This is a genomic window from Streptomyces sp. NPDC050674, from assembly GCF_040654575.1.
In the GTDB taxonomy this organism is placed as follows: Bacteria; Actinomycetota; Actinomycetes; order Streptomycetales; family Streptomycetaceae; genus Streptomyces.
On sequence record NZ_JBFAIG010000008.1, the window covers coordinates 200,776 to 226,896 of the forward strand.

20 protein-coding genes are annotated in these 26,121 nt (G+C 72.7%); 10 read left to right on the forward strand and 10 right to left on the reverse strand.

What is annotated here, in order from left to right:
* Positions 1–4 precede the first annotated feature (4 nt).
* Positions 5–865, reverse strand: a complete 861-nt coding sequence (locus AB0I06_RS15985) for a hypothetical protein (protein WP_363119386.1) — start codon at positions 863–865, stop codon at positions 5–7.
* A 167-nt stretch (positions 866–1,032) separates the two neighbouring features.
* Here AB0I06_RS15985 and AB0I06_RS15990 point away from each other — a divergent pair, with 167 nt between their 5' ends.
* Positions 1,033–2,331, forward strand: a complete 1,299-nt coding sequence (locus tag AB0I06_RS15990) for a histidine kinase (protein WP_363119387.1) — start codon at positions 1,033–1,035, stop codon at positions 2,329–2,331.
* A gap of 24 nt (positions 2,332–2,355) precedes the next feature.
* Here the strand turns inward: AB0I06_RS15990 and AB0I06_RS15995 are convergent, their stop codons facing one another.
* Both AB0I06_RS15995 and AB0I06_RS16000 read right to left on the reverse strand, forming a co-directional pair.
* Positions 2,356–2,850: an SUKH-3 domain-containing protein gene (locus AB0I06_RS15995; RefSeq protein WP_363119388.1), complete on the reverse strand. Its 495-nt coding sequence runs from the start codon at positions 2,848–2,850 to the stop codon at positions 2,356–2,358.
* 95 nt (positions 2,851–2,945) lie between these two features.
* Positions 2,946–3,521: a YwqJ-related putative deaminase gene (locus tag AB0I06_RS16000; RefSeq protein WP_363119389.1), complete on the reverse strand. Its 576-nt coding sequence runs from the start codon at positions 3,519–3,521 to the stop codon at positions 2,946–2,948.
* A gap of 389 nt (positions 3,522–3,910) precedes the next feature.
* Between AB0I06_RS16000 and AB0I06_RS16005 the strand changes: the two genes are divergently transcribed.
* From AB0I06_RS16005 to AB0I06_RS16020, 4 genes are all read left to right on the forward strand, one after another.
* Complete coding sequence (locus tag AB0I06_RS16005) at positions 3,911–4,945, forward strand: SMI1/KNR4 family protein (RefSeq protein WP_363119390.1); 1,035 nt, start codon at positions 3,911–3,913, stop codon at positions 4,943–4,945.
* A gap of 8 nt (positions 4,946–4,953) precedes the next feature.
* On the forward strand, positions 4,954–7,755 hold the full coding sequence (locus AB0I06_RS16010) for an SUKH-4 family immunity protein (RefSeq protein WP_363119391.1): 2,802 nt from the start codon (positions 4,954–4,956) through the stop codon (positions 7,753–7,755).
* Between the two features lie 171 nt (positions 7,756–7,926).
* On the forward strand, positions 7,927–8,388 hold the full coding sequence (locus tag AB0I06_RS16015) for a carboxymuconolactone decarboxylase family protein (RefSeq protein ID WP_363119392.1): 462 nt from the start codon (positions 7,927–7,929) through the stop codon (positions 8,386–8,388).
* 141 nt (positions 8,389–8,529) lie between these two features.
* On the forward strand, positions 8,530–9,417 hold the full coding sequence (locus tag AB0I06_RS16020; RefSeq protein WP_363119393.1) for a cellulose-binding protein: 888 nt from the start codon (positions 8,530–8,532) through the stop codon (positions 9,415–9,417).
* A 663-nt stretch (positions 9,418–10,080) separates the two neighbouring features.
* Here the strand turns inward: AB0I06_RS16020 and AB0I06_RS16025 are convergent.
* The 4 genes from AB0I06_RS16025 to AB0I06_RS16040 all read right to left on the reverse strand — a co-directional run bounded on the left by AB0I06_RS16025 (position 10,081) and on the right by AB0I06_RS16040 (position 14,316).
* The gene (locus AB0I06_RS16025; protein ID WP_363119394.1) at positions 10,081–11,694 is read right to left on the reverse strand and encodes a cation acetate symporter; all 1,614 of its coding nucleotides are present in this window, start codon (positions 11,692–11,694) and stop codon (positions 10,081–10,083) included.
* Positions 11,691–12,140, reverse strand: coding sequence for a DUF485 domain-containing protein (locus tag AB0I06_RS16030; protein ID WP_363119395.1), 450 nt, complete (start codon positions 12,138–12,140; stop codon positions 11,691–11,693). Before AB0I06_RS16030 ends, AB0I06_RS16025 begins: the two co-directional genes overlap by 4 nt.
* A 165-nt stretch (positions 12,141–12,305) precedes the next feature.
* Entirely contained in the window at positions 12,306–12,803 is a 498-nt protein-coding gene (locus tag AB0I06_RS16035) for a GNAT family N-acetyltransferase (protein ID WP_363119397.1), read from the reverse strand.
* A 19-nt stretch (positions 12,804–12,822) separates the two neighbouring features.
* A complete protein-coding gene (locus tag AB0I06_RS16040) occupies positions 12,823–14,316 on the reverse strand; it encodes an MFS transporter (protein ID WP_363119398.1) in 1,494 nt (497 codons plus the stop codon).
* A gap of 441 nt (positions 14,317–14,757) precedes the next feature.
* Here AB0I06_RS16040 and AB0I06_RS16045 point away from each other — a divergent pair, with 441 nt between their 5' ends.
* The 3 genes from AB0I06_RS16045 to mfd all read left to right on the forward strand — a co-directional run bounded on the left by AB0I06_RS16045 (position 14,758) and on the right by mfd (position 21,934).
* Positions 14,758–15,546, forward strand: coding sequence for an ABC transporter ATP-binding protein (locus tag AB0I06_RS16045; protein ID WP_361303535.1), 789 nt, complete (start codon positions 14,758–14,760; stop codon positions 15,544–15,546).
* The gene (locus tag AB0I06_RS16050; RefSeq protein ID WP_363119399.1) at positions 15,543–18,122 is read left to right on the forward strand and encodes an FtsX-like permease family protein; all 2,580 of its coding nucleotides are present in this window, start codon (positions 15,543–15,545) and stop codon (positions 18,120–18,122) included. The genes AB0I06_RS16045 and AB0I06_RS16050 overlap by 4 nt, the downstream gene beginning before the upstream one ends.
* A gap of 278 nt (positions 18,123–18,400) precedes the next feature.
* A complete protein-coding gene (gene mfd, locus AB0I06_RS16055) occupies positions 18,401–21,934 on the forward strand; it encodes a transcription-repair coupling factor (RefSeq protein ID WP_363119400.1) in 3,534 nt (1,177 codons plus the stop codon).
* Between the two features lie 708 nt (positions 21,935–22,642).
* On the opposite strand, the gene AB0I06_RS16060 is transcribed toward mfd, so the two are convergent.
* From AB0I06_RS16060 to AB0I06_RS16070, 3 genes are all read right to left on the reverse strand, one after another.
* On the reverse strand, positions 22,643–23,047 hold the full coding sequence (locus tag AB0I06_RS16060) for a MerR family transcriptional regulator (RefSeq protein WP_363119477.1): 405 nt from the start codon (positions 23,045–23,047) through the stop codon (positions 22,643–22,645).
* Positions 23,048–23,094: 47 nt separating this feature from the next.
* Positions 23,095–23,880 carry an SDR family oxidoreductase gene (locus tag AB0I06_RS16065; RefSeq protein WP_363119401.1) on the reverse strand — a complete coding sequence of 262 codons (786 nt, stop codon included), beginning with the start codon at positions 23,878–23,880 and terminating at the stop codon, positions 23,095–23,097.
* Positions 23,881–24,007: 127 nt separating this feature from the next.
* Positions 24,008–24,193: an antitoxin gene (locus AB0I06_RS16070; protein WP_033312056.1), complete on the reverse strand. Its 186-nt coding sequence runs from the start codon at positions 24,191–24,193 to the stop codon at positions 24,008–24,010.
* Positions 24,194–24,353: 160 nt separating this feature from the next.
* Between AB0I06_RS16070 and AB0I06_RS16075 the strand changes: the two genes are divergently transcribed.
* Positions 24,354–25,130 carry an HNH endonuclease family protein gene (locus AB0I06_RS16075; protein ID WP_363119402.1) on the forward strand — a complete coding sequence of 259 codons (777 nt, stop codon included), beginning with the start codon at positions 24,354–24,356 and terminating at the stop codon, positions 25,128–25,130.
* Between the two features lie 66 nt (positions 25,131–25,196).
* Positions 25,197–25,940, forward strand: a complete 744-nt coding sequence (locus tag AB0I06_RS16080) for an N-acetyltransferase (protein WP_363119403.1) — start codon at positions 25,197–25,199, stop codon at positions 25,938–25,940.
* The last annotated feature ends 181 nt before the right edge of the window (positions 25,941–26,121 follow it).

Consider the following 26,121-nt stretch of genomic DNA (forward strand, 5'->3'; position numbering starts at 1 on the left):
GACCTTACCGGAGACGTGCCTCGGCATGGGCCACGATGCCGCCCCACCAGCCCTCGATGCGGTTGTACAGCTCGGCACTTCGGGCCACCGAGACGACCAGGCAGCCGTGGTAGTCGTCACCGGTGTTCTTGCGGACGGTCTTGGGGTTGTGCTTCTTCAGCGTCGGCTTGGCGAATGCCGACGCGTCGACACCCACCAGGTCTGCCCAGCGGCGGTGGGCCGCGTCCACATCCGCCGATTCGTGGATGAGCACCCGGAAGCGCAGGTGTTCCCGGCTCACTCCGAGCAGGTCGAGCCAGGCGAGGTAGACCCGGAGCACGCCCGGGTCGCTGTTTACGAAGACGGCCCTCTCGCGCCGGTCGTAGGGCTTGCTCTTGGCGCCCTCGGCCCAGTAGAGCGCGACGCCCGTCAGGAACAGCTCCCTGTCCGTGAGGTCGCCCACCTCCCGTGTTGCGCTTTCCCTGGTGCGCTTGCGTTCTTCGTCCTGCGTGGCGCGGAGTCGGGCGAGGCCCGCTTGCATGAGTGCCCGCTGCTCTTCCGGCGTGTACCGGGGTTCCGGCTTCGGAAGGTCCCGCACCCACAGCGACACCGAACTCCTCGAGCACCCCAGCTCCGCCTCGATCTGGTCGTACGTCCAGCCCTGGAGTCGGAGTTCCCTCGCCTTCTCCCTCAGGTCGTCCTTTGCGTTCGGGCGCTTCGTCCAGGCCGGGGGTGGTTCTCCCTTCACCAGCCGGTTGAGGACGTCATTGTTGAAGATCTTCAGTTCGTCGCGGATCTGGCGGAGGCTGAGGCCCTCTCGGCGTAGCGCCACCGCCCTCTCCCGCAACCCCTCGAAGTCCGCGTACTTGCCAGGTGCATGTGTCATACGCATACCGTCCGGGCGGAGTGACGGTCTCCGGAGTCGAACGGTGAGCGATTCAGCAGTTCGAGGGATATCGGGCAGTTTCGCAGCCGAACGGTCACGGTGTGTGGTGTGGGCCAGTCCGGGAAACTCACCGGAAAACCGGCGGGGGCCGCCCGTAGGCTGGAGTCATGACCGCGACGGGGGAAGACCATGTGACGGCCCGGGGAGGGCCGTGGTGGTGGGCCAGGCGGCGCAGTGCCGTGTTCGATGTGAGCCTGGCGGTGGTGTCCGCGCTGGAGTGCGGGTTCGAGGGCATTCCGTTCGCCAGGGACGCCGGGCTCCCCGTGGCCGCGGGGGTGGTGTTCGGCCTGCTGGCCGGTTCCGTGCTGGTGGTGCGGCGGCGGTGGCCGATCGCGGTGGTGCTGGTGTCGATCGCCATCACGCCCGCCGAGATGGGCTTCCTGATGGGCGTCGTCGGCCTGTACACGCTGGCCGCGGCCGAGATGCCGCGGCGGATCATCGCCTCGCTGGCGGGGATGTCGCTGGTGGGGACGCTGATCGTGACGTTCGTGAAGACGCGGCAGGACATGTCGCGGGGGGATCTGGACGTAGGGGACTGGTTCGTGCCCTTCGCGGCGATCACGATGTCGCTGGGCTTCACGGCGCCTCCGGTGCTGCTGGGTCTCTACGTGGGGGCGCGGCGGCGGTTGATGGAGAGTCTGCGGGAGCGGGCGGACGATCTGGAGCGGGAGCTTCAGTTGCTCGCGGAGCGGGCGGAGGAGCGGGCGGAGTGGGCTCGCAACGAGGAGCGGACGCGGATCGCGCGTGAGATGCACGATGTCGTGGCGCACCGGGTGAGTCTGATGGTGGTGCATGCCGCGGCGTTGCAGGCGGTGGCGCGGAAGGATCCGGAGAAGGCCGTCCGCAATGCCGCGCTGGTGGGGGACATGGGGCGGCAGGCGCTGACGGAGCTGCGGGAGATGCTCGGGGTGCTGCGCAGCGGTGGGGACGAGCGGCGGGAGCGTGCGGCGTCGGTGCCGTTGGCGGCGGTGGGGGTGGCCGCGGCCGCGGCGGCTTCCCGGGCGGCGGACGACGACGGGCCGACTCTGGCGGAGATCGAGGAGTTGGTGGGGCAGTCGGCTGCCGCGGGGATGGTGGTGGCGTTCTCGGTGGAGGGGGACGTCCGGTCGTACGCGCCGTTGGTGGAGCAGACGGCGTACCGGGTGGTGCAGGAGGCGTTGACGAACGTCCACAAGCATGCGGCCGGGGCGAAGACGTATGTGCGGTTGGCGCACCGGGTGTCGGAGATCGCGATGCAGGTGGAGAACGAGCCGCCGGAGGCCGCGGGGTCGTCGGCGCGGTTCCCGTCCGGGGGGAACGGGCTGGTGGGGATGAAGGAGCGGGTGTCGGCGCTGGGCGGGGTGTTCGTGTCAGGGCCGACGGACGAGGGGGGCTTTCGGGTGTCGGCGGTGATTCCGGCGTCGTAGTCCGGCTGGGGGCGGGTCTCGTGGTCAGCCCGTGGTGAGGCGTTCGGGTCCGGTGCCGGTGACGAGGGTGGCGAGGGCCTGGTCGATGTCGGCGCCGAGGTACCAGTCGCCGGTGTGGTCGAGGGTGTAGACGCGGCCTTCGGTGTCGATGGCGAGGAGTGCCTGGCTGTCGGTTTCGGCGCCGAGGGGGCAGACGTCGGTGCCGAGGGCGCGGCCGAGGTCGCCGAGGGTGCGGGCCATGTGGAGGCCGTGCAGCGGGTCGAGGTGGAGGGTCGCGGGGGCGATGTGGCGACCCGGGCCGGTGGGGGTGATGTGGAGTCCGCCGAATTCGGCCCAGGCCTCGACGGCGGCGGGGAAGACGGTGTGGCGGTGGCCGGCGGGGGAGGCGTGGTCGCGGAGCGCGTCGGCCCAGACCTCGGCTTGTTTGATGTCCCAGCGTCCGGGTTGCCAGCCGGCGGCGCGCAGGGCGGCGTCGACGGGTACGGCGAATCGGGTGGTGGAGGTGCGGTCGGTGTGCATCTGCCCTTCGTCTCGTCGAGGTGATGGGGGGGGCGTGCGGGGGCGCGCCGGGCTGTTCGGTGCCGTGGGTGTGGTGCGGGGGGTGGGGTGGGGCGTCAGCGGGTCTGGGACGCCGGGTCGACTATGCGCACGCCGAAGTGGGCGCTGAGCGCGGTGCAGGCGCGGCAGGGTGCGGCGAAGCTGCCGTGGAGGGGGTCGCCGTCCTCGCGGATGCGCCGGGCGGTGAGTTTGGCCTGCTTGAGGGCTTTGCGTGCCTCGCCGTTGGTCATGGGTCTGCGTGCGGCGCGTTTGCTGCGGGCGGTGTCGGCGGCGGCGATGTGGCGGGAGATGAGGATGGTCTCGGCGCAGCGGCCGGTGAAGCGGTCGCGTTGGGCGCTGGGGAGGGTGTCCAGGAAGTCCTGGACGAGGGGGTGCAGGGCGGGGGGTGTGTCGCCGCGGGCGGCGGTGCCGGTGAGGGTGGCGCCGCGGACGGAGAGGGCGGCGGCCACGGTGGGGAGGATCCCGTCGCGGCGGTGGAGGAGGACGGGGGCGTGGGCGGCCTCGGCGGTGCTCCAGCCGATGCGGGGGTCGCCGGCCCGTGGGTCGCCGTTTCGCGGGTCGGCGTCGCGTGGGGCGCCGTTTCGCGGGTCGGCGGACCTGCCGGTGTGTGGTCCCGTCTGTGTCGCGTTCATGATCGTATTCCCCTCCGTGCATCCCCCGGGAGGTCACAGACTGCCAAATGCCGTGGCTGGTGCGGAAGCTGGGGCGTTGCGACACGCCCGTACCGGGGCGCGGTGTCACGGTGGGGTGACGCCTGGTCACGGAAGCGGAAGGGGGTGCTGACCGGCGCCGGTGACCGGTGTCGTCGTACCGCATAGGCTGTCGGCACCGCGGGCGATGCGGTGATCCGTTCGGAGATCGATGCAGTGAACCGGAGGGTGATCCGTGAGGTGGACGCGTGCGGTGATGGTGCGCCGAGGTGCGCAGCAGTCGAGACAGAAGACGTGACAGTCGATACGGGCCGTAGTGCGCCAAAGGTGGTGGATACGGGTCGTACAGAGTGCCGCAGGGGGCAACCGCCATGACGACAGGTCGGCTCGGGCTGGGGGCACCTCCCGGCCGCCAGGCCGGGGGACAAGCCGCGCCGCCGAACGCGGCCTACGCCGGGCAGGTCGTGCATTTCCCGGATCCGGTCCGGGCGGCCCGTCACCCGAGAGGGGTACGGGTCGACGAGCGTGGTTACCCCGACTTCTCGGCCTACGCCCGCGCGGCGGCGGAGATCGCGGAGCCGCCGGAGGGTTTCGGTGTCGACGAGTTGCGGCTGACGGACTACGTGTCGGCGAACACGGCGCTGTCGGTGTCCGGGCACGAGCTGTGGGACACGGTGCCGGCGGTGGCGACGCCGCACGGCTGGACGTGGCACCACGTGGTGGGCACGCGGCGGCTGGAGCTGGTCCCGGTCGAGGTGAAGGCGCTGCTGCGGCATCACGGGGGCGTGGCCACGTCGGGCGTGGATCATTCCAAGCGGGGCACGCGGCCGCTTCAGGAGACGCGTCCTGCGCACTTCGGGCTGCCGAAGTCGGGTGTCGCGGTGACCGAGTCGCAGGTGCAGGGTGTCGAGGAGGACCTCGGTTACCGGCTGCCGGGTGCGTACCGGTCGTTTCTGAAGGCGGCGGGCGGTTGTGCGCCGGTGGGGGCCGCGCTGGACGCGGAGTTGGGGCTGCTGGTGGACCAGCCGTTCTTCACGGTGCGCGACGAGGCGGCGGTCAACGACCTGGTGTACGTCAACAAGTGTCTGCGTGACCATCTGACCAAGGACTACCTGGGTGTCGCGTTCGTCCAGGGCGGGTTGCTGGCCGTGAAGGTGAAGGGCGAGCGGATCGGGTCGGTGTGGTTCTGCGCGTACGACGACGCGCGGGACGTGGATCCCTCGGTGCCGCCGGCGGAACGGGTGGAGCGGCTGTTGCTGCCGTGCGGGGACGACTTCGACGTCTTCCTGTCGCGGCTGGCGGGCAATCCGCCGGAGTTGGAGACGGTGGCGAATCTGATGGTGGACGGTGGGTTCGCGCGTGTGGTGCCGGTGGGCGCGGTGTCGTCCTCGGCCGTGGGGGAGTGACGGCGGCGATGGTGACCTTCGCGCAGGCGCAGGAGCGCGCTGAAGAGTGGATCAACGGGGACCTGCCCTCGTACCAGCATCGTGAGGTGCGGGTGCGGGAGTTCGACCTCGGGTTCGTGGTGTGGGCCGAGGACCGGACGGACGGCCCGCGGTCGGACGGCGGTGCTCAGCGGCTGGTGATCGCGCGGGACAGTGGCGAGGCGACGTTGTGGCCCGGGCTGCCGGTGGGTGAGGTGATCCGCCGGTACGAGGAGGAGTACGGCCGTCCGGACGCGGCGGACGAGCCGCCCCCGGCGGCTCCCGCCGCCCGGGTGGATCTGAACCAGACGTCGTTCCTGCTGACTCCGCCGGAGTGGTTGCAGGACGCGGCGGACAAGCTGGGGATTCCGGATCGGCGCGGTGCGGGAGCCGGGGCCGGTGAGGCGGGCGCGGCTTCCGCGGCCGCCGCCGGTGATGCCCCTGACGGCGGGTCTGCTGCCGCTTCCGCTTCCGCCTCGGTGGCGACTCCCGCGCAGGGGGCGCCCGTCGCGCCCGGGAGCGGTACGGCGTGGCCGGCCGCCGGGGGTGGCGACCCGGAGGCCGGTGAGGGCCCGGCCGCCGGTCCGGGTGCTCCGGGGGCGCCGGGTGTGCCCGCCGGGGCGACGCCCTGGGCCGGTACGGACACCAACGGCGATGCAGGTGACGACCGTTCCGTGCCGCTGCCCGCGACGGTCTTCGCGCCGCCGCTGAGCGAGACCGACGCCGACACGCCGCCGTCGGCGAGGCCCGAGGCCAAGACGGCCCTGATGTCGGGCGGCAGCCAGCTCCCGCCGACGGCCGTGACGCCGGCCGTGGGCGGCCCGGACGCCCCGGGCTCCGGCCCTGCGGGCGGCCCGGGACACGGCTACCCCTCGGGTCCGGCCACCGCGCCCGGCGTGCCGGCGACACCGCCCGGTGGGGTGCCGCAGGGCAGCACGCCCCCGCCGGTGCCGGGTGGAGAGCCCTACGGCCGGCCGCAGAGCCCGCAGGGCAGTACGCCTCCGCCGGGCGCGCCGGAGCGGCCGCTCGCGCCCCACGCCGGGGACATCGCCGACGCCGCGACCAGCAAGGCGGCTCCGCCGCCGGGCCGGGGGCGGAACGCGGGCCCGGCCACACCGCCCCCGCCGGGCGCCCCGGGTGCGCCGGGAGCGCGGCCGGGCGCGACGCCCCCGCCGTCGGGCCCCGGGGCTCCGGGGACTCCGGGGACTCCGGCGGGCGGTTACGTGCCGACGCAGCTCGTATCGGCGCTCGGCCCCGACGGGCCGGGCGGACCGGGGTCCGACGGGCCCGGCGGCCCTGGCGGTGCCGGGGCTCCCGGTGGGGCCGGTTCCCCGCAGGGCGCGGGCGCGCCGCAGCCTCCCGGCCCGCCGGGGGCCCCTGGTGGTACGCCTCCGGGCGGTGTCCACCATGCCGCCACGATGCTTGCCGACCCGGGCCGGATGGGCCCGGGCGGCCCGCAGCCCCCGCAGCCTCCGGGGCCTCCGGCGGCGCCCGGTGCGCCGCAGCCTCCGGGACCTCCCGGTGCGCCGCATCCGCCCGGCGCCCCTGGCGTGCCCGGCGGCCCGGGTCCCGTGCATCACGCGGAGACCATGCTCGCCGCGCCCCCGGCGGGCGGCCCCGGCGTGCCTCCGCCCCCGCAGGCCCCCGGCGCGCCGCCCGCCGCCCCGGGAGCCCCGGGCATGCCCGGGATGCCCGGCGCGCCCGTGCCGCACGGCGCGGTGCCGCCGGGTGGGATGCCCCCCGGTGCCATGCCGCCGCCGGGCCAGCCCGTTCCCGGGCAGCCGCCGGCGTACGGCTATCCGCAGCAGCCCACGGGGCAGCCGACCGTCGGCCCCGGCTACCAGGCCGTGCTGCGCTACCGCGCGCACGACGGTTCCGAGCAGCAGCTGATCCGGCGTTCGGCGCCGGGCACGCCGCACCCGGAGTGGCAGATCTTCCACGAGCTGCGGGCCATGAACGTGCCCCCGGACCAGGTGCTGGAGCTGCACACCGAGCTGGAGTCGTGCGAGCTGCCGGGTGCCTACTGTGCGCGGATGATCCGCGAGCAGTGGCCGCAGGCACGCATCACGTCCATCGCGCCGTACGGCACGGACCACGCGAGCCGGCAGCAGGGCATGCAGCAACTGCTCGCCCACCAGGGCGAGTTGCACCAGGTGGCGGACGGCCCGGCGCGTCCGGCTCCGGTGCGCGCTCCGCTGCCGCCGGTGCAGGCGGTGCCGCCGGTCCCGCCGGAGGCCATCGGGCACGAGCTCGGTGCCGCGTTCGGGCCGGGGGTGTTCCGCTTCGAGCAGGCCGCCGTGTCGCGGCAGGGCGTGCCGCCGGTGGTGGCGCACACGCTGGTGGCGGCCGGACTGCCGATGGACATGGGCCCGTTCTTCTGGGCGCAGGCGCAGCCGGGGCGGCCCGTTCCGACGCTGGCGGAGCTGGCGGCCGAGCGCGGTGTGCAGCCCGCCCCGGACGCCGGGTCCTACCTGGTGATGGGCAGCGACTTCGGCAAGGCGATCTGCGTGCAGTACGGCACGGCGAACATCGTCGCCGTGCCGGTGGAGGCCGGGCCCGGCGGGGCTCCCGTGCCACCGCAGTTCGTGAACACCGGGCTGCCGGAGTTCGCGCGCTGTCTGGCGCTGCTCGGGCGGATGTGGCGGCTGCGGTTCGGGCTGAACCAGGAGCAGGCGGGCCGCTGGACCGTCGACTTCCAGGCGCAGCTGGCCGCGCTCGACCCGGCGGCGCTGGGGTCGCCGGAGAGCTGGTGGTCGGTGCTGCTGGAGGAGATGTGGGACGGGCTGCTGTGACCCGTCACCGCTGACGTGCCGCCAAGGAGCCGGGCCCGGTCGCTCGTACGACCGCGCCCGGCTCCTTCGTGCCGGGCCGGAAAAGAAATCCGCGCCGGGCTGTCACACCTCCTGCCGTCGCTCCGTCAGTGCAGTGACAGTGACGCACCGCGGACCCAGGAGGCAGAGATCATGCAGGCACGGATGACGAACCCGGCGTACGTCCTTCCCGGCGCGATGAAGGGGATCGGCACCCTCTTCCAGGCGATCGGGGAGGGTGGCCTGGCGCAGGACGTCGCGGAGATCGTCGGACTGCGCGCCAGCCAGATCAACGGCTGCGGAGCCTGTGTGCACGGGCACGTGGCCAACCTCCGCAAGGCCGGGGTGAGCGAGGAGCGCATCGCGGCCGTCGCCGCCTGGCGGCACGCGCCCTTCTTCTCGGACGCCGAGCGCGCCGCGCTGAAGCTCGCGGAGGCGATGACGCGGCTTTCCGACCTGTCCGGGGAGTCGGTGCCGGACGCGCTGTGGGACGAGGTGGCCGACCACTTCGACGAGAAGGAGCTCTCCGGGCTGATCCTCACCGTCGCGGTCACCAACCTGTTCAACCGCATCAACACGACCGTCCAGGAGCCCGCGGGCACCACCTGGGGCTGACGGGCGTACGGGCCGGACGTGGGCCGGTGACCCCTGAGTGGAGTGTCGGGTGAGGAACACTTCCGTCTGATCCACCAAGATGTGCGCTGAATCTCCCATTTTTGGCGCTACGTCGGAGCGGTGTGGTGGAGAGGGGTCCGGATGAGCGGCGCGACGGGGTCCCCGCACGGTTTCACGCCCGTGCGGGGGCGCGGTTACCGTCCCGAGCAGGTCGACGCGTACGCCGAGGCCCTCTCCGCGGATCGGGACGCCGCCTGGGAGAGAGCGGCCCGGCTGACGGTGCTCGCCCGGCGGATGGACGAGGAACTGGGGCTGCTGCGCGAGGCGGTGGCGCGGCTGGCCCCGCAGACCTACGAGACGCTCGGGGAAGGGGCGCGGCGGCTCCTCGAACTCGGCGAGCAGGAGGCCGCGGCCGTACGGGAGGGGGCGCTGCGGGAGGCGCGCCGGCTCGTGGACGACGCGCGGGAGTTCGCGACCGGGGTACGAGAGTCCGCGCAGGCGCACGCCGATGCCGTACGCGCCGATGGCGACGAGCGGGCCCGGCAGCGGCTGCTCGCGGCCGGCGCCGAGGCCGACGAGATCCGGGGCGCGGCCCGGCGCGAGACGCGGGAACAGCGGGGAGAGGCCGAGGCCGCGCTGCGGGACATGCGGCAGCGGACCTCCGGGACGCGGGCCGAGCAGGACAAGGAACGCGCCGAGCGGTGGGCGGAGGCGGAACGGCGGGAGACGGCCCGGCAGGCCGCGCAGGACGCGCACCAGGCGCGGGCGCTCAGCCGCGCCGAGGAAGCGCTGTCCGACGCCGAGCGGGCCTTCGCCGACGCGCAGGACGCGGCCCACGACCTGGAGGACGAGGCCCACGCCCGCGCGGCGGAACTGATCACCCGCGCCCACGAAGACGCCGGGGCGGTCGAGGCGGAGACGGCCCGCCTCCTGGGCGAACACGCCGAGCGGCAGGAGGAGGTCCGGGCCCACATCGCCCTCGTCCACACCAGCCTGACGGACTGGGCGGGGAAGGTGGCGGCGGAGTGACACCGCCGACGGTCCCGGCCCGCGACGCGCGGGCCGGGTGCGGTTCGGCAGCCATGTGATCGCCAGCCCACCCACCGGCGCCCCCTGCCCGCCGGCGGGATGCGGCCCCCGCGCCCCCGGCCCACCGGCGAGCCCGCCCACCGGCGCCCCCGGCCACCGGCGGGATGCGGCCCCCCGCGCCCCCGGCCCACCGGTGAACCCGCCCACCGGTGAACCCGCCCACCGGTGAACCCGCCCGCTGGTGAGCCCGCCCACCGGTGAACCCGCCCGCTGGTGAGCCCGCCCACCGGTGAACCCGCCCACCGGTGAACCCGCCCGCTGGTGAGCCCGCCCACCGGCGGGATGCGGCCCCCGCGTCCCCGGCCCACCAGTGAGCCCGCCCACCGGCGCCGCTGGCCCACCGGCGCCCCCGGCCCACCAGTGAGCTCGGCCACCGGCGACCCCCGCCTACCGGCGACCCCCGCCTACCGGCGACCCCCGCCTACCGGCGACCGCCGCCTACCGGCGACCCACGCCTACGGCGACCCCCGGCCCACCGGCGACCCCCGGCCCACCGGCGAGCCCGCCACCGGCGAGCCCGCCCACCGGCGAGCCCGCCCACCGGCGAGCCCGCCCACCGGCGAGCCCGCCACCCGGTACGCACCACCTGCCGTACCGGCCCCCTCAGTGATCCCTGCGTACCGCGCCCGCCAGGATCCAGCCCTCCACCGCCTCGTACTGGTGGCGTTGTTCCTCCGACTTGCGGCGGCCGGAGGCCATCGTGCCCAGCCAGCCGCAGGCGAAGCCCAGGGGGATGGAGAGCAGGCCCGTGGTGGTGAACGGGAACCAGTTGAAGTCGGCCTCGGGGAAGGCCGAGACGGGTGAGCCGGAGACAAGATTCGTGCCCGGCATCAGCAGCAGCACCGCCAGGGAGCCGCCGATGAGCGTGCTGAGCAGGCCCGTTCGTGTGAAGCGGCGCCAGAACAGGCTGTAGACCAGCGCGGGGGCGATGGCCGAGGCGCCCAGGCAGAAGGACAGCGTCACCAGCGGCTGGAGGCTGCGGTGCTGGACCTGCGTGGCCAGCAGGATCGCGGGAACGCCCACGCCCAGCGCCGACAGCCGCGCCACGGTCATCTCCCGGCGCGGCGACATCTCCCGCACCCGGGCCGCGAACACGTCGTGGGCGAGGGAGTTGGCGCAGGCCAGGATCATGCCGGCGACGGAGGCGAGCAGCGTGAGGAAGACCGCCGTGGTGACGGTCGTGAACAGGAACGTCTCCGCCGAGGACACGTCCGCGCCGAACGCCGCCTGCGAGCCCAGCAGGTACGCCGTGTTGCCCTGCGGGTCGACCCGCGCGATCAGCTCCCGCCCGACCAGCGCGGTCGCGCCGAAGCCGACGACCGTGATGACCAGGACGAACAGGGCCACGCCCGACACCGCCCAGGACATCGAACGCCGCACCTGCCGGGCGCTGGAGGCCGTGTACATGCGCATGGTGACGTGCGGCAGGACGCCACCACCGAGGACCACCGTCAGCTGTGCGGTGATCATGTCAAGGTCGGGGCTGGGGCCGCCCGCGAACTGGAGTCCCGAGGTGAGGAACGCCGAGCCCACACCGCTGTTGCGGGCGGCCGCGTCGAACAGCGCTCCCGGGTCCCAGTCGAAGCGGTGGAGGATCAGCACCGCGACCACCGTGCCGGAGCCGAGCAGCATCACGATCTTCAGGATCTGGATGAGCGCGGTGCCCTTCATCCCGCCGATCGCCGCGTAGCTGATCATCAGCGCGCCGACGCCGATGATGCAGCCCGTCTGCAACGACTCCCCGGAGAAGCCGAGGATGAACGCCATCAGCTGCCCGGTCCCCGCCAACTGCACCAGCATCAGCGGCAGCAGCGCGGCCAGGGTGACCGCGCAGGCAGCGATACGGACCGCGCGTCCCGGCATCCGGCGGGTCAGCGCGTCGCCCATGGTGAACCGGCCCGCGTTGCGCAGGGGTTCGGCCAGCAGGAACATCAGCAGCATCAGCGACAGGGCCGTGCTCAGCGCCAGCACGATCCCGTCGTAGCCGAAGAGGGCGATGACGCCGCCGGTGCCGAGGACGGTCGCGGCGGAGATGTAGTCACCGGCGATGGCCAGGCCGTTGCGCATCGGGGACAGGGAGCTGTAGCCGGTGTAGAACTCGTCGAGGTCGTCCCGGTCGGGGCCCGTCATCACGCACAGCAGCAGCGTGATCGTGGCGACGGCGGAGAAGCCGACGAGGGACATCGCCTGGGCGTTGCCGCTGAAATCGGTGGTCACCGGGTGCCCTCCCGCCTCGCGTCCAGCGCGGCCTGCTTGCGTATGCGGTCCGCGATCGGGTCGACGCGGCGGCGGGCGGTCTGCTCGTACAGGGCGATCGCCAGCCAGGTCACGGGGACCTGGACGAGTGCGAGCAGCAGGCCGGTGGGCAGGCCGTCGGTGACCGTGCTCGTCATGAACGACGGCGCGAACGCCGACAGGAGGAGGAACAGGACGAAGTAACCGAGCGCCGTGAGGGTGGCCACGCGCCGCTGGAGGCGGTAGGCGCTGCGCAGGACCCGCAGGTCGCTGTGGTGGCCGAGCGCGGTGTGGTGCCGGGGACGCCGCCCGGCCGGTTCGGGCGCCTCCCGCGGTGCCCAGGGGTAGGTCTCGTGGGGGTACGGGTCGTGGGACGGGGACGGACCGGGTGGTCGGTACGGGTGGGACGGGAACGGGTCGTAGGACATCCCGGCGACTCCTTGCGAGGTGGGATCGGTGCGGCTGACCGCAGGGAGGTGGGGGGCGGGAGCCACGCACGTTACTTCGGAGTAGGGGTCCTGCGCGAGGGTTTCTGCAAACTGATCGGTCGGTATGCGCTTACCTTTCCGACCTGGGGTGTTACCCGCGTTAACTCAGACTTTTCCGAGATCCCGGCGTTCGTAGCGGACTCCCGGGCGCCCGTCCACCGTCGTGTTCCCCACCCGCGTGAAGCCGCTGCGGGTCAGGACCCTCAGGGAAGCGGGGTTGTCCAGGGTCGTGACCGCGAAGAGGGACGTCAGTCCGTAGTCGGCTCGGGCCAGCCGGCACACCTGCGCGACGGCCGCGGTCGCCACGCCCCGCCCGGCGGCGCGTTCCCCGATGCGGTAGCCGAGTTCGGCCCTGCCGTCCACCAGGTCCATCAGGTTCACCCGGCCGAGCAGGTCGCCGTCCTCCCCGAGGACCACATGGAAACGGCACACGCGCGCGGCCTGCTCGTCGAGGAGGGCCCGCAGCCGTGCGGCGAACCCCTCCGCCGTGAAGAAGGCGTCCCCGCGGTCCGGCACGGTGCGCGCGAAGTACGCACGGTTCTCCCGCTCGAAGGCCAGCAGCGCGTCCGCGTGGTCCGCCCGCAGGGGCTCCAAGGTCACCATGGCGCGAGGATACGGACGCTCAGTCCTTGAGCACCGGGAATTTCCGGGGCGCCAGGAACAGCAGCACCAGGAACGCCAGAGCCGCCGCGCAGGCCGCGCCGAGGTACACCGCGTGCACCGCCTCGGCGATCGCCCGCCGGGTCGCCTCCGGCGCCGTGCCCGCGCCGAGCGCCCGCGTCACCGCGTCCAGGTCGCCCGCGCCGCCGAGCCGCGCGGCCAGCACCCCGTTGGCGACCGCGCCGAACACCGCCGCGCCGATCGTCTGGCCGGTCTGGCGGCAGAACAGCACGGACGCGGTGGCCGTACCGCGCTCCGCCCAGCCCACCGTCGACTGCACACCGACGATGAGCGGCAGTTGGAACAGACCCAGCGCGCCGCCGAGCAGCAGCATCAGCAGGGTCGGCTGCCACGCCTGCCCGGGGTAGGGCAGGAGGGGGAACGCGACGAGGATCAGCGTGGCCGTGCCGATGCCGAGCATCGCCGTGTGACGGAAGCCGATCCTGCGGTACACGTGCTGGCTCAGCGCCGCCGACACCGGCCAGCTCAGCGTCCATACGGACAGCACGAATCCGGCGGTCACCGGCGCGAGGCCCAGCACCGCCTGGGCGTAGGTGGGCAGGAAGACCGACGGCGCCACCATGAGCAGGCCGAGCGCGCCCAGGGCCAGATTGACCGCGGCGATCGTACGGCGCCGCCACACCCAGCCCGGGATGACCGGGTCCGTGGCCCGGCGCTCGATCAGCACCACGGCCGCGACCAGGGCGAGGCCCGTGCCGAACAGCGCCAGCGAGGGCACCGACAGCCAGGGCCACGCGACCCCGCCCTGCACCAGGGCCGTGAGCAACACGCCCCCGCAGGCGAACACCGCGAGCGCGCCCGCCCAGTCCACGCGCGCGTGCCCGCCGGACTCCCGCTCCGGCTCGTGGAGGTGACGGACGATCAGCCACAGCGCGAGGGCGCCGATCGGCAGGTTGATCAGGAAGATCCACCGCCAGTCGGCGTACGCCGCGAGCACTCCGCCCAGGCCCGGGCCGGCGACCGCGGACACCGCCCACACCGTGGACAGCTTGGACTGGATCCTGGGGCGGTCCTTCAGCGGGTACAGGTCGGCGGCGAGCGTCTGCACCGTGCCCTGGAGCGCGCCGCCGCCCAGGCCCTGCACGACACGGAAGGCGATGAGCGCCCCCATGTTCCAGGCCAGCGCGCACAGCAGGGACCCGAGCAGGAACACCACCGTGCCCGCGACCAGGACCGGTTTGCGGCCGAAGGTGTCGGAGAGCTTGCCGTACACCGGCAGGGTCACGGTCACGGCCAGCAGATAGCCGGAGAACAACCAGGAGAAGACGGAGAAGCCGCCGAGGTCCCCGACGATCTGCGGCACGGCGGTCGAGACGATGGTGGCGTCGAGCGCGGCCAGCGCCATCGACAGCATCAGGGCGGCGACGACGGCCGAACGACGGTGACCCGCGGCGGGCGCGCTCGTCCCACGCGCCGCGGAACTGGTGCTTCCCACCCCGGGTCCTCCCCCTCGAGCCTGCCTGCCCCTTGCACCTATCTGCCGCCGGACAGCTTCCCACTTGACCCTGACGTCGCGGGAGGGTGGAGCCTGGGTGGGCCCGCGGGTGGAGCGAACCCTGAGACCGTCTCCACCCGACGGTGGACTGCCCCTAGGGGTACCTCCGTACTACGGCCCGGGGAGGGTTCGTACCGACGGAGGACGAGACGGGGAGGGGCTGCTCCTTAACCTGGCTTTACGCCGCCGGGGGGTGGTTCACACACCGGCGGGGGTGGGGTTTTCCACAGCAAAAGACTGCGCTGAACACCAGGGCGCGGGACCCCTCCCCACCGGAAGACTGAACACGCGCCGGACGGACCGCAGGTCCGGCGAGGCGCACAGCGGCTGTCGACCAGGCGACCGCCTTCACCATCTGCTGACCGATATAGGAGACATACCGTGACATCGGCTGTGACCATTCCCAGGCACGGGGGTACTGGAGGGCGTACGGCCGTTGCCGCGCGGGCGCGGCAGGTCGTGAAGGCGTACGGGTCCGGGGAGACCCGTGTCGTCGCCCTCGACCACGTGGACGTGGACATCGCACGCGGCCAGTTCACCGCGATCATGGGCCCCTCGGGGTCCGGCAAGTCCACGCTCATGCACTGCCTGGCCGGGCTCGACACCGTGACGAGCGGCCAGATCTACCTCGACGAGACCGAGATCACCGGTCTGAAGGACAAGAAGCTCACGCGGTTGCGCCGGGACCGGATCGGGTTCATCTTCCAGGCGTTCAACCTGCTGCCGACGCTGAACGCGATAGAGAACATCACGCTGCCCATGGACATCGCGGGCCGCAAGCCCGACCAGCAGTGGCTGACGCGGGTCGTGGAGACCGTCGGGCTCGCCGACCGCCTCAAGCACCGGCCCACCCAGCTCTCCGGCGGCCAGCAGCAGCGTGTCGCCGTGGCGCGGGCACTGGCGGCCCGGCCCGAGATCATCTTCGGCGACGAGCCGACCGGAAACCTCGACTCCCGCGCCGGGGCGGAGGTCCTGGGCTTCCTGCGCCGGTCCGTCGACGAACTGGGCCAGACCATCGTCATGGTGACCCACGACCCGGTCGCCGCCAGTTACGCGGACCGGGTGCTGTACCTCGCCGACGGCCGCATCGTCGACGAGATGTTCAAGCCGACCGCCGAGGCCGTCCTCGACCGCATGAAGGACTTCGACGCCCGGGGGCGTACGTCATGACCGTCATGAAGACCTCGATGCGCAACTTCTTCGCGCACAAGGGGCGTATGGCGCTCTCCGCGGTCGCCGTCCTGCTGTCGGTGGCCTTCGTCTGCGGCACGCTCGTCTTCACGGACACCATGTCCACCACCTTCGACAAGCTCTTCGCGGCCACCTCCTCGGACGTGACGGTGAGCGCCAAGGGCGCCTCCGACAGCGGCGAGACGACCGCGGACAACGGCAGGCCGCCGGTGATGCCGGCCTCCGTGCTGGGCGAGGTCCGCAAGGCCCAGGGCGTGAAGTCCGCCGAGGGCACGGTGTTCTCCACCTCGGTGACCGTCGTCGACGCCGACAAGGACAGCCTCTCGCCCACCAGCGGCGGCCCGACCATCGTCGGCAGCTGGAACGGCAACGACGCCCGCACCATGAAGATCACCTCCGGCGCGGCCCCCAAGGACGCCAGCCAGATCATGGTCGACGCCGACACCGCCGACAAGCACGACCTGAAGCTCGGTGACGAGATCGGCGTGATCAGCGCCATCGGCACCCACACCGCGAAGATCTCCGGCGTCGCCGACTTCACCGTCACCAACCCCGGCGCCGCGATCTTCTACCTCGACACCAAGACCGCCCAGAAGACCCTGGTCGGCGAGAGCGGCGTCTACACCAACGTCAACGTCACCGCGGTCGCCGGCGTCAGCGACGCGCAGCTGAAGAAGAACGTCACGGCCGAACTCGGCGGCTCCTACCAGGTGCAGACGGCCAAGGAGACCGCCGACGCCAACCAGAAGGACGTCGAGGGCTTCATGAACGTCATGAAGTACGCGATGCTCGGCTTCGCCGGGATCGCCTTCCTCGTCGGCATCTTCCTGATCATCAACACCTTCTCCATGCTGGTCGCCCAGCGCACCCGGGAGATCGGCCTGATGCGGGCCATCGGCTCCTCCCGCAAGCAGGTCAACCGCTCCGTGCTCGCCGAGGCGCTGCTGCTCGGCGTCGTCGGCTCGGTGCTCGGCGTCGGCGCGGGCGTCGGCCTCGCCGTCGGCCTGATGAAGCTCATGGGCCAGATGGGCATGGAACTGTCCACCGACGACCTCACGGTGGCCTGGACGACCCCGGTGGTCGGCCTGGTCCTCGGCGTGATCGTCACCGTGCTGGCCGCCTACCTGCCCGCCCGGCGCGCCGGGAAGATCTCCCCGATGGCCGCCCTGCGCGACGCGGGAGCCCCCGCGGACGCCAAGGCCGGCTGGATCCGCGCCGCGATCGGCACCGTCCTCACCGGCACCGGCGGCTTCGCCCTCTACCTCGCGTCGGCGGCCGACCAGGCCAAGCAGGGCTCCCTGTGGCTCGGCCTCGGCATCGTGCTGTCGCTGATCGGCTTCGTCGTCATCGGCCCGCTGCTCGCCGGCGCCGTGGTCCGCGTCCTGGGCGCCGTGCTGCTGCGCATGTTCGGCCCCGTCGGCCGCATGGCCGAGCGCAACGCCCTGCGCAACCCGCGCCGCACCGGCGCGACCGGAGCCGCGCTGATGATCGGCCTCGCCCTGGTGGCGTGCCTGTCCGTGGTCGGCTCCTCCATGGTGGCCTCCGCCACCGACCAGCTCGACAAGACCGTCGGCACGGACTTCATCATCCAGTCCGACAGCGGCCAGCTGCTCACCCCGCAGGCGGTCAAGGCCGTCAAGGCGTCGCCGGACCTGGCCACGGTCACCGAGTACAAGTGGACCAAGGCCGACTTCACCACCCCCGACGGCAAGACGCTGAAGGACACGGCGATCACGGCGGCCGACCCGTCCTACGCGACCGACCTGCGCACCGAGACGGTCGCCGGCAAGCTCCCCGACGCCTACAAGCCCGACTCGATGTCGGTGCACGAGAAGTTCGCCGAGGATCACGGCATCCGCCTCGGCTCCAAGATCAGGGTGGCCTTCAAGGACGGCTCCGCGGCCGACCTCACGGTCCGGGCGATCACCAGCAGTGACGTCGTGATCGACGCGGGCGCGATGTACACGTCCATCGCGACGATGGCCAGGTACGTCCCGGCCGACAAGATGCCGCTGGACTCGCTGATCTTCGCCAGCGCCGAGGACGGCCGGCAGGACGCCGCCTACACGTCCCTGAAGTCGGCGCTGCACGACTACCCGCAGTACACCGTGCGCGACCAGACCGACTACAAGGACGCCCTGAAGGACCAGATCGGCCAGCTGCTCAACATGATCTACGGCCTGCTGGCCCTGGCGATCATCGTCGCCGTCCTGGGCGTCGTGAACACCCTGGCCCTGTCGGTGGTGGAGCGCACCAGGGAGATCGGCCTGATGCGGGCGATCGGCCTCTCCCGCCGCCAGCTGCGCCGCATGATCCGCATGGAGTCGGTCGTCATCGCCCTGTTCGGCGCCCTGCTGGGCCTCGGACTGGGCATGGGCTGGGGCGCCACGGCACAGCAGCTGCTGGAGCTGGAGGGCCTGATGATCCTGGACATCCCCTGGCCGACGATCATCGGCGTCTTCATCAGCTCGGCGTTCGTGGGTCTGTTCGCGGCACTGGTCCCGGCGTTCCGGGCGGGCCGGATGAACGTCCTCAACGCCATCGCGACGGAGTAGCCGGCCGCCGGCCGCTCCGGCCCTCGAGCCACCGCACACGGGGGTTGCGGGGAACCCGGCGCCGGGAAGTCCGAGGTCTGGACTTCCCGGCGCCGGGTGCTGTGCGTGGCGGGGTCTCGGCCTCGACGCCGGAAACCTCGCACCGGGGCGTTCGCGGCCTTCCGTCATCCACAGCCCCCGGCGCCCGGCCGCGCAGCGTCGTACGCTGGAGACCCCCCGGCCCGCGGCGCGCGTCGGGCCCGTCGTGTTGCCCACCCCCCTGGACGGAAAAAGCCCGAATGAGCCTGCACGGTCTGCTCGACGCCGTCAGTAAGGACGCCGCCCTCGCGGAAGCGATCAGGGCGGCCGCCGACGGCAACCGCATGCACGTCGACCTGGTCGGCCCGCCCGCCGCCCGCCCCTTCGCCGTCGCGGCCCTGGCCCGGGACACGGGCCGCCCGGTGCTCGCGGTCACGGCGACGGGCCGCGAGGCCGAGGACCTCGCCGCCGCCCTGCGCTCCCTGCTCCCGCCGGAGGGGGTCGTGGAGTACCCGTCGTGGGAGACGCTCCCGCACGAGCGGCTCAGCCCGCGCAGCGACACCGTCGGCCGCCGCCTGGCCGTGCTGCGCCGCCTGGCCCACCCCCGCCCCGACGACCCCGAGACCGGACCCGTCTCGGTCGTCGTGGCACCCGTCAGGTCCGTGCTCCAGCCGCAGGTCAAGGGCCTCGGCGACCTGGAGCCGGTCTCCCTGAGAAGCGGGCAGAGAACCGACCTCGGCGAGATCGTCGAAGCCCTCGCGGCCGCCGCCTACGCGCGGGTGGAGCTCGTCGAGAAGCGCGGCGAGTTCGCCGTGCGCGGCGGCATCCTCGACGTGTTCCCGCCGACCGAGGAACACCCGCTGCGCGTCGAGTTCTGGGGCGACGACGTCGAGGAGATCCGCTACTTCAAGGTCGCGGACCAGCGCTCCCTCGAAGTCGCCGAGCACGGCCTGTGGGCGCCGCCCTGCCGCGAGCTGCTGCTCACCGAGGACGTCCGCGAGCGGGCGCGTGTCCTCGCCGAACAGCACCCCGAGCTCGGTGAACTGCTCGGCAAGATCGCCGAGGGCATCGCCGTGGAGGGCATGGAGTCCCTCGCGCCGGTCCTCGTCGACGACATGGAGCTGCTGCTGGACGTGCTGCCCAAGGGCGCCATGGCCGTGGTGTGCGACCCGGAGCGGGTCCGCACGCGCGCGTCCGACCTGGTGGCCACCTCGCAGGAGTTCCTCCAGGCCTCCTGGGCGGCCACCGCCGGGGGCGGCGAGGCCCCCATCGACGTCGGCGCGGCCTCCCTGCGGTCCATCGCGGACGTCCGGGACCGGGCCCGCGAGCTGGACATGATGTGGTGGTCGGTGTCGCCGTTCGCCGCGGACGAGGAGCTCGACGGGGACACCCTGAAGCTCGGCATGCACGCCCCGGAGTCCTACCGGGGCGACACCGCCAAGGCCCTCGCCGACACCAAGGGCTGGCTCGCCGACGGCTGGCGCACGGTGTTCGTCACCGAGGCCCACGGCCCCGCGGCCCGTACCGTTGAGGTGCTGGGCGGCGAGGGCATCGCCGCCCGCCTCGAGGGGGACCTCGGCGAGATCTCCCCGTCGGTCGTGCACGTGGCGTGCGGCTCGATCGAGCACGGCTTCGTCGACCCGGCCCTCGGCCTCGCCGTCCTCACCGAGACGGACCTCTCCGGTCAGAAGGCGTCCGGCCGCGAGGGCGCCCGCATGCCGGCCCGCCGCCGCAAGACCATCGACCCGCTCACCCTGGAGGCGGGCGACTACATCGTCCACGAGCAGCACGGCGTGGGCCGCTACATCGAGATGGTGCAGCGCACCGTGCAGGGCGCGACCCGCGAGTACCTGGTCGTGGAGTACGCCCCCGCCAAGCGCGGCCAGCCCGGCGACCGGCTCTACATCCCCACCGACCAGCTGGAGCAGATCACCAAGTACGTCGGTGGCGAGGCGCCCACCCTGCACCGCCTGGGCGGCGCCGACTGGACGAAGACGAAGGCCCGCGCGAAGAAGGCCGTCAAGGAGATCGCCGCCGACCTCATCAAGCTCTACAGTGCCCGCATGGCGGCCCCCGGGCACGCCTTCGGCGCGGACACCCCCTGGCAGCGGGAGCTGGAGGACGCCTTCCCCTACGCGGAGACGCCCGATCAGCTCACCACCATCGCCGAGGTCAAGGAGGACATGGAGAAGACGGTCCCGATGGACCGCCTGATCTGCGGCGACGTCGGCTACGGCAAGACGGAGATCGCGGTCCGGGCCGCCTTCAAGGCCGTCCAGGACGGCAAGCAGGTCGCCGTCCTGGTGCCCACGACCCTGCTGGTGCAGCAGCACTTCGGGACGTTCAGCGAGCGGTACGCGCAGTTCCCGGTGAACGTGAAGGCGCTCTCCCGCTTCCAGACCGACACGGAGGCGAAGGCGACGCTGGAGGGGCTGCGCGAGGGCTCGGTGGACGTCGTCATCGGCACCCACCGCCTGTTCTCCTCCGAGACCAAGTTCAAGGACCTGGGCCTGGTCATCGTCGACGAGGAGCAGCGCTTCGGCGTCGAGCACAAGGAGCAGCTGAAGAAGCTGCGCGCCAACGTCGACGTGCTCACCATGTCCGCGACCCCGATCCCCAGGACGCTGGAGATGGCGGTCACCGGCATCCGCGAGATGTCCACGATCACCACCCCGCCGGAGGAGCGCCACCCGGTGCTCACCTTCGTCGGCCCCTACGAGCAGAAGCAGATCGGCGCCGCCATCCGTCGTGAACTGCTGCGCGAGGGCCAGGTCTTCTACATCCACAACCGGGTCGAGTCGATCGACCGCGCGGCGGCCCGGCTGCGCGAGATCGTCCCCGAGGCGCGCATCGCCACCGCCCACGGGCAGATGTCGGAATCGGCGCTGGAGCAGGTCGTCGTCGACTTCTGGGAGAAGAAGTTCGACGTGCTGGTGTCCACGACGATCGTGGAGTCCGGCATCGACATCTCCAACGCCAACACCCTGATCGTGGAGCGCGGCGACAACTTCGGCCTCAGCCAGCTCCACCAGCTGCGCGGCCGGGTGGGCCGGGGCCGCGAGCGCGGTTACGCCTACTTCCTCTACCCGCCCGAGAAGCCGCTGACCGAGACCGCGCACGAGCGGCTCGCGACGATCGCCCAGCACACCGAGATGGGCGCCGGCATGTACGTCGCCATGAAGGACCTGGAGATCCGCGGCGCGGGCAACCTCCTCGGCGGCGAGCAGTCGGGTCACATCGCGGGTGTCGGCTTCGACCTGTACGTGCGGATGGTCGGCGAGGCCGTCGCGGACTACCGGCGCCAGCTGGAGACCGGCGAGATCGAGGAGGAGCCGCCGCTCGAGGTCAAGATCGAGCTGCCCGTCGACGCGCACGTCCCGCACGACTACGCGCCCGGTGAGCGACTGCGTCTCCAGGCCTACCGTGCCATCGCCTCCGCCAACTCGGAGGAGGACATCAAGGCCGTCCGCGAGGAACTCGTCGACCGCTACGGCAAGTTGCCCGAGCCGGTGGAGAACCTGCTGCTCGTCGCGGGCCTGCGGATGTTCGCGCGGGCGTGCGGCGTCGGGGAGATCGTGCTCCAGGGCAACAACATCCGGTTCGCACCGGTGGAGCTGCGCGAGTCGCAGGAGCTGCGGCTCAAGCGGCTGTACCCCGGTTGTGTCATCAAGCCGGCGGCGCACCAGGTGCTGGTGCCGCGCCCGAAGACCGCGAAGGTGGGCGGCAAGCCGCTGGTCGGCCGCGAACTGCTGGCGTGGGTCGGGGAGTTCTTGACGTCGGTACTGGGGTCGTGACGCGCGGGGGCGGGGGCCGGTGTTGATACCGGGGTCGGGCAGCGCTGACGCCCGGGCCGGGTGGTGTTGATACCGGGGTCGGGCAGCGCTGACGCCCGGGCCGGGCGGTGTTGATACCGGGGTCGGGCAGCGCTGACGCCGGGGCCGGGCGGTGTTGATGCCGTTGCCGGGTCGGTGCTGACGCCCTGACCGGGCAGGGCAGGCGCCCTGGCCGGGGCGGTGCTGACGCCGCGTCCGGGGTGCCGGAACCGCGGCCTGGAAGGGCCGACGCCGGGGCCCGGGCAGGGCCGACACGGCTTCCGGGCAGTACCGACGCCGCAGCCGGGCAGCGCCGAGGCCCTGGTCGGGGCGGTGATGACGCCGTGTCCGGGGGTGTCGGCACCGCGGCCTGGAAGGGCCGACGCCGGGGCCCGGGCAGGGCCGTGCAGCCGTGGCCGGGCGGTGCTGAAGCCACGTTCGGGCAGGGCCGCCGCCACGTCCGGGCAGGGCCGACACGCTTCCGCGCGGTGCTGAAACCGCGTCCGTACCGACGCCGCAGCCGGGCAGCGCCGAGGCCCTGGGCGGTGTTGACGCCGTGTCCGGGGGTGTCGGCACCGCGGCCTGGAAAGGCCGACGCCGGGGCCCGGGCAGGGCCGTGCAGCCGTGGCCGGGGCGGTGCTGGGGCCACGTCCCGGGCACGGCCGGGCGCCTCGGGGTGCTGAGGCTTCGTCAGGTCGTCGGCCGTCCGTGGGGGCGGTGGGGGGCCGTCCGGGGAGCGCGGGTGCCGGTGCCGGCCTGGCGCAGTGCCGTCGCCAGCCGGTCTCGGATCGCGATCTGCGCCGCGATCCGGGCCTCCAGCACCGCGAGACGGTCGGCCGCCACCCGCAGTCCCTTCTCGGAGGCGGCTCCGGCCGTGACATCGCCGTCCAGGCACGGCAGGAACACCTGGACGTCGTCGAGCGTCAGCCCCACATCCAGCAACTGCCGGATGTTGCGGACGCGTACAGCCGTACCGGCGTCGTAGAGGCGGTAGCCGTTCGCGGCCCGCTCGGAGGTGATGAGCCCCGCCTGCTCGTAATGGCGCAGGGCACGCGGTGTCGTGCCGGTCACCGCGGCGAGTTCGCCGATCCGCATCCGGGGCTCCGCACTGCGCGGACGTGGTGGTGCCATGCGCGTCAGTCTCATGTGACGAGCGCGCCGCCGTCCACCGGCAGGATCACACCCGTGATGAACGAGGCCCGCGGCGAGGCCAGTCGGGCGATCGCCCACGCCACCTCCTCGGGACGGCCGACCCGGCCGAGCGGCGTGTGGTCGAGCTGCCATGCCCGGATCGCGGCCCGCTGTTCGGGCGTGTGGCCCGCGTGTTCGCCGATGGGCGTGTCGATCGCGCCCGGGGCCACGGCGGCGACCCGGATCCCGAGCGGTGCGAGCTCCACCGCCCAACTGCGGGTGAGTACCTCCAGAGCCGCCTTCGCGCCCGCGTAGAGGGAGTTGCCGGGCCAGCCGCGCTGCCCCACCGCCGTCGTCACGTTCACGACGACACCGCGGCTGTCCTCCAGCGCCGGCAGCGCGGCCTGGGTCAGCAGGACGGGGGCGAGGAGGTTCGTCGCGAGCAGAGGCCCGGCGTCGGCGCGCGTATAGGTGCGCAGCGACCGCGGGGTGACGATCCCGGCGTTGTTCACCAGCACGTCGATACGGCCGTGCCGTTCGAGCACGGTGCGGACGACGGTCTCGGGACCGTCGTCGGCCGTGATGTCGGCGGCGAGCACGCTGATGCGGGACGGGGCGTGAGCGGCGGTCTCGGCCAGGGGGGCCTCGCGGCGGCCCACCGCCACCACGTGCGCGCCCTCGTCGGCGAACGCGTGGGCGGTGGCCCGGCCGATGCCCGAGCCGGCGCCGGTGACGAGCACGGTGCGCGGGGCCGTGGGCGCGGTGCGCCGACCGTTCTTCGGGTGCGGGAACGTCATACGGGGATCGTCCGACCCTGACGCCGGTGTCAAGGTCAAGCGGACCGACCACCGGGCCCGGGGCGCACAGGAAGCCGTCCGCGCGAGAGGGGTCCGTGTCTCCGCGGACGGCCTGGAAGGGGAGGCCCTACTGCTGTTCGGGCCGGTCGCGGTCGCGATCCATGCCCAGCGAGCCCTCGACGCGCTGCTGGCCGGAGTCGACCTGGTCCTCGTACTTTCCGCCGGTCCTCTCGTTGATCCGCTGTTCCGCGGTGTCAGAGCCTTGCTTGCCCTTGTTCCGCGCCTGGCTCTTGAACTTGTCGAAGATGCCCATGCAAAGCTCCCTCCGGAGGTGACTCAGGACCGACGATACGCGTGGGATGCGAAGAATGCGCCTTGAGGCCCCATGTGGTCTGAACCTCTTCCTCGCTACCGTGGGATCGGGCACGGGCCGCCCGTGCCGGAGCGGAACAGGCAAACAGAGGAGGGGCGCGGTGACGCGTCTGAGGGGCGGGGCGGCACTGGCCGTCGCCATGGTGTTCACCGGTTCGGCGCTGGCCGGCTGCGAGGGTCTGACCCCGCCCGCCGACAGCGGCGGGCCCTCCGGCTCCGGCGTCCCGGCAGCCGGTGACGGACGGGCCGTGAACCCGCTGGACAACCCGGACGGCACGAAGCCGGGGCTCGCGGCCATCACGTCCGGCGCGGACAAGGAGAGGGCGCGCGCCCTCATCGAGAAGGTGGCGACGAAGGGACGCGGCCCCAGGACGGGCTACGAACGGGACAAGTTCGGCTACGCCTGGATGGATTCGGCACCACGCGACGTCCCCTTCTCCCACAACGGCTGCGACTCGCGCAACGACCTCCTGAAGCGCGACGGGGAGGACCTGCGCTTCCGTTCGGGATCCGACTGCGTCGTCACCTCGCTGACGCTGCACGACCCGTACACCGGCAGGGTCATCGAGTGGACCAAGTCCCATGCGATCAAGGTCCAGATAGACCACGTCATGCCGCTGTCGTACGACTGGCAGATGGGCGCCTCGCGCTGGACGAAGGACAAGCGGGAGTCCATCGCCAACGACCCGCTCAACCTGGTGCCGGTGGACGGACCCACCAACGGCTCCAAGGGGGACTCCGGCCCGGCGTCCTGGCTGCCGCCGAACAAGCGGATCCGCTGCTCCTACGCGGTGCGCTTCGCCCAGGTGTCGCTGAAGTACGAACTGCCCGTGACCGCCGCCGACAAGGAGACGATGCTCGAACAGTGCGGCGGGTAGGGCCCGGCCCCGCGCGCTGACGGTAATTCGGTTCCGGGCCGTCGCCCCGGTGCCTACGGTGATCACATGCAGTTGAAGACAGCGAGCCTCGCCGACCGCCCGGACATGCTGGAGCGGGTCGTCGCCATGGCCGACAGCTGGCCGGAGTTCGTGATCCAGGACCTCGTGGGCGCCGCCCACTTCCCGCGGATAGCCGCCGAACTCCCGCAGTACGTCCTGTTCGCCGAGGACGAGCAGGGCGAGATCGTGGCGAACGCCTACAGCGTGCCGTTCGCCCTCGGCGCCGAGCACCGCGGCAGGCTGCCCGCCAACGGCTGGGACGCGGTGCTCGTATGGGCCTTCTCCGACCTGCGGCGCGGAGTGCGGCCCGACACCGTCAGCGCCGTCTCGGTCTCCGTCGCCCCGCACGCGCAGGGCCGCGGCCTGTCCGGGATGATGCTCTCGGCCATGCGCGACAACGCCCGGGCCCACGGCTTCCGCGAGGTCGTCGCCCCGGTCCGCCCCAACGCCAAGCACCTCGAACCGCATACGCCCATGGAGGAGTACGCCCGCCGCGTCCGCCCCGACGGCCTGCCCCAGGACCCGTGGCTGCGCGTCCACGCCAGGGCCGGCGCCACCATCGACTCGGTGGCACCCGCGTCGATGACGGTGTCCGCCCCGCTCGCGGACTGGCGGCGCTGGACGGGCCTGCCCTTCGACACGGACGGCGACGTCGAGGTCCCGGGCGCACTCGTCCCGGTGCGCTGCGAGGCGGAACGCGGCTACGCGGTCTACGTCGAGCCCAACGTGTGGATGCGGCACCCCCTGTAGGGCGTGACGGACGCCCCCGGCGGCGGTGACGGACGGCGGAACCGCCGACCGGTCGGGGAAAGGTCCGCACACACGAAGTGATCAGCATGACAACGGTTCGGTACAACCCGTGACCGGTGGTCCGGGTCGGGCTATACGCTCGGATTCCCCAACAGGGTCCGTCATTCGCACGTCCGTCCCC